The sequence below is a fragment of the Shewanella jiangmenensis genome (assembly GCF_018596335.1).
GTDB classification, from domain to species: domain Bacteria; phylum Pseudomonadota; class Gammaproteobacteria; order Enterobacterales; family Shewanellaceae; genus Shewanella; species Shewanella jiangmenensis.
This window is the reverse complement of the sequence record NZ_JAHEPS010000003.1, coordinates 50,581-61,159: the sequence shown is the minus strand read 5'-3', so window position 1 is coordinate 61,159 and position 10,579 is coordinate 50,581. Positions and strand designations below refer to the sequence as shown.

General features: G+C 54.8%; 11 protein-coding genes. 1 reads left to right on the top strand and 10 read right to left on the bottom strand.

Annotated elements, in window-relative coordinates; translation table 11 throughout:
- Positions 1 to 332: 332 nt before the first annotated feature.
- The 8 genes from KJI95_RS09130 to KJI95_RS09095 form a co-directional block, all read right to left on the bottom strand.
- Entirely contained in the window at positions 333 to 2,204 is a 1,872-nt protein-coding gene (locus KJI95_RS09130; RefSeq protein ID WP_214506887.1) for a hypothetical protein, read from the bottom strand.
- Positions 2,205 to 2,313: 109 nt separating this feature from the next.
- Positions 2,314 to 2,823: an S-ribosylhomocysteine lyase gene (gene luxS / locus KJI95_RS09125; protein WP_214506886.1), complete on the bottom strand. Its 510-nt coding sequence runs from the start codon at positions 2,821 to 2,823 to the stop codon at positions 2,314 to 2,316.
- 155 nt (positions 2,824 to 2,978) lie between these two features.
- Entirely contained in the window at positions 2,979 to 4,070 is a 1,092-nt protein-coding gene (locus tag KJI95_RS09120) for a TRAP transporter substrate-binding protein (RefSeq protein ID WP_214507222.1), read from the bottom strand.
- 30 nt (positions 4,071 to 4,100) lie between these two features.
- A complete protein-coding gene (locus tag KJI95_RS09115) occupies positions 4,101 to 5,465 on the bottom strand; it encodes a TRAP transporter large permease (protein ID WP_214506885.1) in 1,365 nt (454 codons plus the stop codon).
- On the bottom strand, positions 5,465 to 5,971 hold the full coding sequence (locus tag KJI95_RS09110) for a TRAP transporter small permease subunit (RefSeq protein WP_214506884.1): 507 nt from the start codon (positions 5,969 to 5,971) through the stop codon (positions 5,465 to 5,467). Before KJI95_RS09110 ends, KJI95_RS09115 begins: the two co-directional genes overlap by 1 nt.
- Before the next feature lie 254 nt (positions 5,972 to 6,225).
- A complete protein-coding gene (locus tag KJI95_RS09105; protein WP_214506883.1) occupies positions 6,226 to 6,537 on the bottom strand; it encodes a BolA family protein in 312 nt (103 codons plus the stop codon).
- Positions 6,538 to 6,684: 147 nt separating this feature from the next.
- A complete protein-coding gene (locus tag KJI95_RS09100) occupies positions 6,685 to 7,218 on the bottom strand; it encodes a glycine cleavage system transcriptional repressor (RefSeq protein WP_214506882.1) in 534 nt (177 codons plus the stop codon).
- A gap of 116 nt (positions 7,219 to 7,334) precedes the next feature.
- A complete protein-coding gene (locus KJI95_RS09095) occupies positions 7,335 to 8,024 on the bottom strand; it encodes an alpha-ketoglutarate-dependent dioxygenase AlkB family protein (protein WP_214506881.1) in 690 nt (229 codons plus the stop codon).
- Between the two features lie 136 nt (positions 8,025 to 8,160).
- Here KJI95_RS09095 and KJI95_RS09090 point away from each other — a divergent pair, with 136 nt between their 5' ends.
- Positions 8,161 to 9,309, top strand: coding sequence for a methyltransferase (locus tag KJI95_RS09090; RefSeq protein ID WP_214506880.1), 1,149 nt, complete (start codon positions 8,161 to 8,163; stop codon positions 9,307 to 9,309).
- 92 nt (positions 9,310 to 9,401) lie between these two features.
- Here KJI95_RS09090 and KJI95_RS09085 read toward each other — a convergent pair whose 3' ends face one another.
- Positions 9,402 to 9,719 (bottom strand): hypothetical protein, encoded by a 318-nt coding sequence (locus KJI95_RS09085; RefSeq protein ID WP_214506879.1) that lies wholly within the window; start codon positions 9,717 to 9,719, stop codon positions 9,402 to 9,404.
- A gap of 170 nt (positions 9,720 to 9,889) precedes the next feature.
- Entirely contained in the window at positions 9,890 to 10,540 is a 651-nt protein-coding gene (grxB, locus tag KJI95_RS09080) for a glutaredoxin 2 (protein ID WP_214506878.1), read from the bottom strand.
- Positions 10,541 to 10,579 lie beyond the last annotated feature (39 nt).

Genomic DNA, 10,579 nt, shown 5'->3' with positions numbered 1-10,579 from the left:
CCGGTTTTAAACAACACCGTTCGCATTGAGCTGGCGCAGATTAATCACAGAAATGCGATCGCAATCACGCTGGTCGCGCGCATTTTACCCCAAACGCCCTGCCATCGCCACGAAAATTATGCGTGTTTTCAAACTTCGCGGGGCGGTTTTGGCTGTGTTTCCAGCTCGATTCGACAGGGCGTAACAAAGCGCCCTGCCACAGACTGAATTTTGTAACAAGCGTAACTCTATCTATCTAATTTAAATAATCTAATTTATTAAAACATAAAAAAACCGCGCTCAAATGGCACGGACATAAACAGGCAGCCAGCCTCCCCCAAAAGCGGTAAAAATCACCCTCGCCAACGGTAACCTATCGTCACAGTTTGCTCATCCCTTTCGACTAAAGTTTGTACGCCGTAATGGCCCTTTTCGTCGCTAAGATTGTCCGCACTGAGGTAAAACTCGTGTTTGCCACGCCGCCAATGCAGGCTCGAATCAAGCCGTAAACTGTTATCACCATCCAAGGTCAGCTGCCGCCCGCTCAAGGTTAGTGACCACTCACCTGCTTCCATTCCCACCGCCAATTGCCACTGGCGCTCTGGCAGAAACGGCACCGATTGCCCGCGCTGCCAGCACGCCTGGTCAATACAGCCATCGGCAGCAAATTCGGCGCGGCTCTCATCAAAGCTGAGCGCCACCGGTAAAGACAGCGCCCCAAACTCGCCGCGCCAGCCAAGCGACACACTCGCCCCGGCAATATCCACCGCCCCCAGATTGAGCTGCGTACTGCCTAGCGGCGCTTCACATCCGGATACAGCCGCGCAGTCCTGATGGCGATTATCAAACTGCGTAAGCCACAGCGAAGCCTTAAGCTGCCATGCTCCGCCTGCCGTCTGAGACGCCGATACCTGAGGCACAGAAGCCTGATGCGCTGATGTCGCGGGCCAAACACCTTCAAGCTGATAATGCCGTGATGACTGCGACAGCGCCTGCTGGTTGCCGGGCGCGTGGGGCGCAAACTCCTCTCTGGCGCTGAGGCCAACATGGCGATTTGCCAGCCACAGGGTTGCGCCATAATCCCAGCCATCGACGCGGATGTCAGTACTCGCTTCGGCGCAGGTGCGCGATACAGAAGCGCTGCGCCAACTGCTGCCAAAGTCCATGTCCCACAAATCAAAGCTGACACTGCTGCCAATGCCAAGCTCCGCCATATCCACCTTGTCTGTCACTTGGCACTCAGCGCTGCCATCACGGGGCACATACTCAACCCTGTCTTGCTGATACGTGAGCCGATAGCCAATCTGATGCACTCCAACACCCTGAACGCGCTGGCTTTGCAGCCCAAAGGTTTGATACTGAGCTTTTTCTGCCGCAGCAAATGCATCACTCGCCAGCGCGGCAGCGCTCGGTAACAAACTTGGCTGCTCAGTTAAAAGCGGCTTTGGCAAACTTAAACTCGCCTCCTGATAAAACACCTGAGTATCGCTGCTGCTCGCGCCTTCACGGTTTGAATGATTAAGCTGCAAGCGCACACGGCTGCGGTCCGCATTAAGCTCGCGGCCTGACAAAAGAGGCTCAGCACTTACAGCGTCGGCGGTCAGCGTTTGCTCACTTTCCTGATAAAGCACGCCAAGTTCAGTACGCTGGCGCGCCCTCGCGCCGGGCAGGCTGGACGCACCAAGGCCGACAAACACCTCACTGTCGCGCCCAGAAAAGAGATTGTCATCCCCTTGAAGATGGCTGGCGCGAAACCCCATATCGAGCACATCACTGTGCTTCCCGGCGGTGGCGGCGATACCCGCCTCACGACTGTTTGACGCTTCCAGTGTCACACTTTCAGGCTCCAACCCGATGGCATTGAGGTGATAATCCGCGCCGGTGCAGCCAATCAGAGTCAGCACCGGGCGGCAATGACTGATGGAATCCATGCCGAAGCGGCCATAATCGAGCCAAACACCGGGGGCAGCGTATGGGGCGAGGCCAAGCGACACACCATTGAAAGCAGGCATGGCGCCGCGGCTGTCACCGTGAAAGGTAAGTAAAGGAAGTGGACCTGAGTCAGAAGGCATAACGCCCGGCGCAGATTGCCAGGCTCTATAGGGGCTCTTAAGCCCGGCTCGGTCAATAAAGAAGTGGCTGACATCCACTGTCTCTTCTGACCAGACCGGACCACCTATCGCCAAAGTCAGTAAACAGACAGCCGGTATGGCGCTGTGTTTCATCAAACTATCCCAGAATCCGTCGCGGCTAATTGTTATTTTATTGTGACAGACTGATAGTAGACGAAAAAAAAGCGGCCATGGCCGCTTTTTATAAATTAATTCAAATAAATCAGAGCTTGTTCAAAATTTCGTCGGCGAGTTTGAGCTCGTCATTACGGTTTACGCTGACACCGGCAGCAATAATGGTACGGGCGATATCCTGCGCCTGCTCCAGAGAATGCATCTCGTAGGTGCCGCACTGGTATTCGTTAAGCTCAGGAATGGCCTTCTGATCGGCGACCTTGAGCACATCTTCCATGGCCGCAAGCCAGGCATCGGCAACACGTTTTTCGCTCGGTTCACCAATAAGGCTCATGTAAAATCCGGTGCGGCAACCCATGGGCGAAATGTCGATGATTTCCACGCCATTGCCGTTCAAATGGTCACGCATAAAACCGGCAAACAGGTGCTCCAGCGTATGAATACCACGCTCGCTGAGGATATCCTTGTTGGGGGCGCAAAAACGCAGGTCGAACACAGTAATGGTGTCACCCTTGGGGGTGCTCATGGTCTTGGCAACCCGCACCGCAGGGGCGTTCATACGGGTGTGATCAACGGTGAAACTGTCCAGTAATGGCATGATGCTCTCCAGCCCCGCTGCCGGGGCAAAAACGGCCTTTTGCGAAATGACGCAAGCATAGCATCAAAGCGCCTTCGTCAAAACCTCATTGTCTTGCCTTATTGCCAGGCATTTACAGCCCCGCGTTCATAACCGGGGCTGATATTGTCTGACTGTCACTGCCTCGCTTTAGTGTAGGCATCTTCCGAAATCTCATGATAGCCGCGCACGCCCGTCTCGAAGCTTCGATAGGCGTCGAACACTTTTTGCATCATGGGATCCTGAGATGCCTGCTCAGTGATTACCTGCAAAGAGGTGGTGCGCAGCGCCGCTATTACCTCATCCGGGAAGGGGCGAATTTCAATCTTATGTTCATCTTTCAGAGTCGCCAGCGCACCAACGTTGCGGGCGGTAAACTCATCCAGCATGTCCTGATTGGTGGCCTTTGCCGCAATTTTCACTATCGCCTGCAGATCGGCAGGCAACTTTGCAAAGGCTTCTTTGTTAATCAGAAACTCAAGGGTGGTGCCCGGTTCATGCCAGCCGGGGTAATAATAGTATTTGGCAATTTTGTGCAGGCCAAACGCGAGGTCGTTGTATGGCCCAACCCACTCGGTGGCATCAATGGCACCGGTTTGCAGCGCGGTGTAAAGCTCGCGCCCGGCAAGCACCACAGGCACACCGCCAAGGCGCTTGAGCACTTCACCTCCGAGGCCGGGGATGCGCATTTTTAGGCCTTTAAGATCGTCAACACTGTTGATTTCCTTATTAAACCAGCCGCCCATCTGCACCCCGCTGTTACCACCGGGCAACGGAAGAATACCAAAAGGCGCATAGACTTCTTCCCACAGCTCCAGTCCGCCGCCGTAGGTGAGCCAGCCATTCATCTCCTGTGCATTCATACCAAAGGGAATAGCGGTAAAAAACTGCGCCGCCGGCACCTTGCCTTTCCAGTAATAGGCAGCGCTGTGGCCCATCTGCGCCGAGCCTTCACTGACGGCATCAAACACTTCCATCGCCGGCACCAGTTCACCGGCACCATAGACCTTAATCGTGAGCCGGCCAGCTGACATCTCGTTGACCATCTTGGCAAAATGTTCCGGCGCTGTGCCAAGGCCCGGCAGGTTCTTCGGCCAGGAGGTCACCAGTTTCCATTCGATGGGTTTGGCATCGGCAAAGGCTGTCGACTGGGTTTGGGTACTTTCTTTATTGCAGCCACTGAGCAGCGCCAGGGCTGCAAACAGGGACATGGCTATTTTTCGACTCATCATCAACACTCCTGTAAAAACGGCAATCCGTCACTGGCCGTATAGCTGCGACGGTAACCAGGTGGCCAATCCCGGCCACAAACCAAGCAAAATCAACATCAACAATTGCAACAGCACAAAGGGAACCACACCGCGGTAAATCTGGCCACTGGATACTGTGTCACCGGTGACGCCGCGCAGGTAAAACAGCGCAAAGCCAAAGGGCGGCGTCAGAAACGACGTTTGCAGGTTGATGGCAATCATGATCCCAAGCCAAACCGGGTCGAGCCCCATGGCGAGCAAAATCGGCGCCACCAGCGGAACCACCACAAAGGTGATCTCAATAAAATCAAGAATAAAGCCAAGCAAAAAGATAACCAGCATCACCAGCAGCATGGCGCCAAGCGCGCCGCCCGGCATGGACGAAAAAATGCCGTGGATTAGCTCTTCACCGCCAAGCCCACGAAATACCAGCGAAAACACCGATGCCCCTATCAGGATTAAAAACACCATCGAGGTGATTTTCACCGTGCTTTGCATCACTTCCTTAAGCGCCAGCAACCCAAGCTGGCGTTTAAGCAGGGCTATCACCAGCGCGCCGCCCGCTCCCACTGCCGCAGCTTCGGTGGGCGTTGCGATACCGGCAAGAATTGAGCCGAGCACCAGCAGAATAAGCACAAGCGGTGGCAACAGCGCCGACAACAACGCAGGCAAGGCAATCGGCGCCTCATCTTCCTGTAACACATCACCGAAATCTGCCGGAGTGCGCCACAGCCGGTACAGGGTGTAAAGCATATAAAGGGCAACCAACATCAGCCCCGGGATCAGGGCGCCGGCAAACAAATCGCCCACAGATACCGATTTGGGATTGAATACTCCCATGGACAACTGCGCCTGCTGATACGCGTTGGAAAGCACATCCCCAAGCAGCACCAGTGCAATGGAAGGCGGAATAATTTGCCCGAGGGTACCTGTAGCGCAAATGGCGCCGGCACTGAACTCCGGGCTATAGCCACGTTTAAGCAGAGTTGGCAGACTCATCAGCCCCATGGTCACCACAGTTGCGCCCACAATGCCGGTGGATGCAGCAAGCAACATGCCCACCAAAAACACGCTGAAAATCAACCCGCCGCGCAGCCTGCCAAAGAGCCCTGCCATCGCTCCGAGCAGCTGCTCGGCGATATGGGACTTTTCCAGCACCACGCCCATAAACACAAACAGCGGCACCGCCATCAGAATATCGTTATCAAGGATGCCGTAAATGCGGTTTGGCAGCAGCATAAAGAGGCTAAGGTCAAAAGCGCCAAAGGCACTGGCAATCAGCGCAAACAAAAAGGCCACGCCGCCAAGGGTCAGCGCAACCGGGTAGCCCAGCATCAGCACCAGACAAATCACTAAAAACAGCAGCAGTGCCATCAGCGGGCCTCCCTGCCCCACAGCGCTTTGCCGTGGCGGTAGAGTTCGGCTATTCCCTGCATCATCAAGGTGATGCAAAGCGCAAGCAGCAAGGATTTTTGAAGGTACACCAGCGCAAGTCCACCCGCTTCAGCCGAGCGTTCAACGATGCGCCACGACAGCAGCACGTAATTGAGGCAGTAAATAAAGAGGGCGATTGACAGCGGGAACAAAAAAATCAGGGTACCGATAAAATCCACCCAGTGGCGGCTGCGCTCAGAAAATTGCCGGTAGAACACATCGACCCGAACGTGAGCGTCGCGCTTAAGGGTATAACCTGCCGCCAGGGTAAACACGGCGCCGTGCAGGTAGAGTGCGGTTTCCTGCAGCGCAGTGGCGCCTATGCCAAAAGCATATCTCAGCACCACCACCGCCAGGGTCAAGAGCACCATTGCCAGGGTAAACCAGCCCACCAGCCGGCCAAGAAACTCCCCGGCTCCTTCGAGAATTTGAATTATTTTTGCCATAGTGCTGTTTTTGTTAAGGGTTTTAAAGTTGCTAGCGCAACCTATTGATAACAGAAAAAACACAAACTGAAAACCGGCAATTGGTTTGCTGACCTATGAAAAAACACCCGCAGCCAGTGCGGGTGTTGAATTGGATCTTTTATCGGGAAGGATTAATCATCAGCGCCCTGAGCCGTCGGGGATGAAGACTCAGGCTGCGGCTCCTTCAGTGCCCTTAAACGCGGCTGCTGTGCATTTAGCATTAATAAGCGGTTTCAGTGCTTGGAGCCGCCCATGCAGTTAGGCGAGTCAGGCACGGCGCCAAGCGCACTCCATTCCTCAGGGGTGTAGGTATGCATAGACAGCGCATGCACGCTACCGGCAAGTTCATCGGCCAGCAGCTGATTTACCGCGCGGTGACGACCTATCAGGCGCTGACCTTCAAAGGCGCGGCTTACCAGCACCAACTTGAAATGACTCTCGGAGCCTTTGGGCACATTGTGCATGTGGCTTTCGTTTATCACCTCTAGGTGCAACGGTGCCAGGGCTTCAGTAAGTTTGGCATGAATAATATCGGCGACAGTCATTATGATTCCCGGCAAAAAACGATTGAAAAGGTTTGAAAGACACACTGGCCATCAACACAGGCTGCTGGCAGTGGCGGCTTGCAGCGGCTGCAAGCCGTAATAAGGGCGAAGAGTACCGCCGGGCACAACAAAGATCAAACCCGCAGGCTACTGGGGGTGTACCCGGGCATTGGGTTCCACCGCCTCGAGCGCCGCGCTCAGGCTTGCCACATCCAGCTGCGGCGGCAACACCAGCGTCAGGTTGGCGTTAAATACGGTGCGGCCAAGACTTGCCACCTGCATCCGGTGACTTTCAAGCTGAGTGACCGACACCCCAAGGTTTGCCAGGGTTTCGTTAATATCACGGGTAAGCCCGGGTCTGTCGTTGCAATCGAGCGCCAGCTGCACAGTAACTACATCTGGGGCTGCACCTGCCACGGAATCGTGTCTCTCTTGCACAGCCTGCTGCACCGGCGCATACACAAACCCAAGCTCTGGAAACGCCTGTGCCAGTCGCTCGCGCAGCATCGCCTCGGCCGAATCCTCAATGCTGACTTTAAAGATGGCGGCAAACTGGCCATCAAGGCGGATAAGTTTGCTTGATAACCACTCGGCGCCGCACTCACGGCTAAGGCTTGCCAGTCTGCCGAGCACATCCGGTCCAAGCGGCCCCACTACGGTGGAAATAAACTGAATTTTCATACGCATCTCCGCTCAATCAAGCCCATCAAGTCACTTATAAAGTCACTTACCGACTTAACTGACTGTATCGCTGCAGCGCCTCTGGGTCTGTGGCACAAAGCACATAAACGCCAATCTCAGTCATCCGCAGGCCTGTGATAAAAAGGCAAGATGGCGCGAAAAGTAAAGCTGACCCGCTCATCAAGTGCGCGGCGTGATTTGGGAATGGCGTGTTGCCATAAGGATTGCATCGGCGGGTGCATCAGCAATAAATCCCCCGCTTGCAGCAGCAATCGGTATTTAAGCCCATCACGGTTTCGGCGAAACAGCATAGGCCGGCTCTGGCCAAGGCTAACGATAGCCACCATGGCATCACTGACAAGCTCAGGCTCGTCATCTGCATGAAACCCCATGGCATCGCTGCCATGGCGGTATCGATTAACAAGACAGCCGTTGAACTCCCGCCCGGGCGCAGGGCCAAGTTCCCGATTGAGCTGATTAAGCAGCCTTCCTGCGTAGTGCGGCCAGGGCATCGGTGCCATCAACAGCCCCGAGTAGCGGTACTCGCAGCCCGCATCGGCAAACCACACCTGCTGGCGCGGAATGGGGTGACTTTTGCCAAACACGGTCACGGCAGGAGAGCTGAACGGGTAAGATGCGCACTCACCAAGCAGCAATTGCTGCTGGCGCGAAGTCAGATAATGCCGAATATGGCTGATTGGCGGCCGGTCGGGATCGTCACTTTGCGGTGTGAAAACCAAGCGCTCAGACCTTGGCAAAGACGCTGAAACATCATCAAACAAGCCGAACTGGCACTCGGTTTTCATCAATATCCCGCCACCAAAAGATTGCCACAAGGCGCCAAGGCTAAGGGGCAATTACAGAGAAGTTTTGCCAAAACGTCGCACGCGACGCCGGATTTTGCGATAATCCCGCCCCCAACGTCAGAGATTACTGTGCCATATGACAAGCCGATTTTCAGCCGGTGCGGATGATAACCGCATTGAGCTAAGCCTTCATCGTTATCCCGATACCAGCGATGCCAACTTGCAGGCCTGGGATGCAGCCGACGAGCATCTGCTTAAACATCTTATGGAACAAGGCCTTGGTAACCACAGCCATATAGTGCTGGTGAACGACAGCTTTGGCGCCCTCACCTGCGCGCTGCGTGCGCTTTATCCAGCGCTTAAGCTCACCTTTGCCGCCGACAGCCGCACATCGCACCTTGGCTGCAAGGCCAATCTCGACGCCAACGCGCTGAATGCCGATAACATTGAATTTAAAGACTGCAGCAACCTCGCCTCAGTGGCCACCGGCGCGCTGGTGCTGATGAAGCTGCCAAAGAGCCTGACCTTCTTCGCCGACACCTTATGCCAGTTAAGCCAGGCAGAAGGCGAAACCCTGCTGATTGGCGCCAAAGCCAAAAACATCAACCAGTCGCTGCTGAGCCTGATTGGCAAACATTTCGGCAATGCCAGTGCCAGCCTTGCCTGGAAAAAGACCCGGGTGATCAGCGCCATCAGCGATGGCAAAGCGCGCAGCGCCATCAAGCCAATCCAGTGGCAAGTACCGGAGTTTCAGCTCAGCATCAGCAACTTAAGCAATGTGTTTGGCGCCGCCAAGCTGGACATTGGCGCGCGACTCATGCTCTCGCACCTGCCAGAGGGCAGCTTCAGTGAAGTGATTGATCTTGGCTGCGGTAACGGCGTGCTTGGCCTGCGAGCAGCCCAGATGTATCCCACAGCTCGGGTGCATTTTGTCGATGAATCGGCAATGGCAGTAGCAAGCGCCGCGCAAAACTGGCAGCAAAATGGCTTTGATGCCACCCGCGCTGACTTTCACTGGGATGATTGCCTAAGCCACCTGAGCGCAGACATCAGCGCCGATCTGATTTTGTGTAACCCGCCGTTTCATCAGGGCGAAGCCATTACCGACCATATTGCCTGGCAAATGTTCAACGACGCCAAACGACGCCTGCAATACGGCGGGCTGCTGCACGTGGTTGGCAATCGCCACCTTGGCTATCATGTTAAACTCAAGCGCCTGTTCGGCAACTGCCAAACCATTTCCAGCAATGGCAAATTTGTGATCCTGCAGGCGAAAAAGCAATAGGCTTTCCTTAGGAATATGGCAATAAAAAAGGGCGCTCTGCGCCCGTTTTTGTTTTGCGGTTTTGTTTGCGATTCTGTTTGCGACAGTTCAGCTCAGCTGCTTTTTTGAAACGACAGATTAAGTGACACCACATTGTCGAAGATTTCCTTTTCGTAGTCCTGGCGGATAAGCTCGCGCCAGGAGCGATCGTGCACCTTCACCATATAAAAATGTTCACGGGACGTGTCTGTTACAAACGCAATGCCATGCCGCATCAACTCGTAATGAATATCGTGGACAAAGCCCAGCGAAAACTGCTGCCGTCCGGTAAGGTTGTTGATATCTTCACGGGTTAGGCTGACACCGGGACCGACCGACTCGAAATGCCGATACAACCAATCCGCAAACTCTTTTGCACTGACAATTGCCATGTTAGCTCTCCTGCGAGGCTCCCCCGCCCCACCTTCCGTAATGGCGCGGAATCAGGCACCTGAATTAGGTGCCAAGGGTCCGACAGTACACAGCATAATGCAAGGCGCCGAGCCACACTATCGGGCGGAAGTTGAACCCTTGAGCTAATTTTAGCTCTAATTCTGGCTATTTAAATGGCAAGATCACCGAAAAGTCTTATACCGGTCAGCGCAGTCACCTCGGCAATGTAGCGCTCAAGCCTGGCGCCAAACTGCACCCCTTTGACGGCAGTGAGATTTCGAAGCGGCGGGTAGAGGAGAATGTCATCCAGCGAAAGTCGATTGCCCCGCTCCGACGGCAGCGGCACAAATTCCAGCGCCGCGAAGGTGGCGTTAAGGCCTGCAAGCCAGGTTGGAGTGGCCGCCATCGCCTCATCAAAGCTCATCCCGATGGCCGCGCTTTTTTTGTCTGTGTACCAGGCAATCGCCTCGGCTGAGCCGTATTCTTTGAGGCCCAGTTTCACGTTGCGAGGATGCAGCAGCCGCGCTGAAAAATACCCGGCCTCGTCAAGCCAGGCCTTAATAGCGCTTTCATGGCGAGGGGGTTCGAGCAAAGGGTTGCCGTCGAGCCCATCAAGATACGCCACGATATCAAGACTCTCGCCCATAAAGCTGCCATCCGGCTTTTGCAAAATGGGCACCATGTTGGCACCCACCATGCGAATGCGGCTGTCCACATCGTGGTTTTGCAACACCTCAAAGGGCACATCCAGCTTTTTATAGCCCACTATCATCATGGCGCGAACGCAGTAAGGACAATGTTCAAAAACAAAGAGTTTCATAAAGAATTCCTGACGACGGGAGACGCCCAAGCATACCCT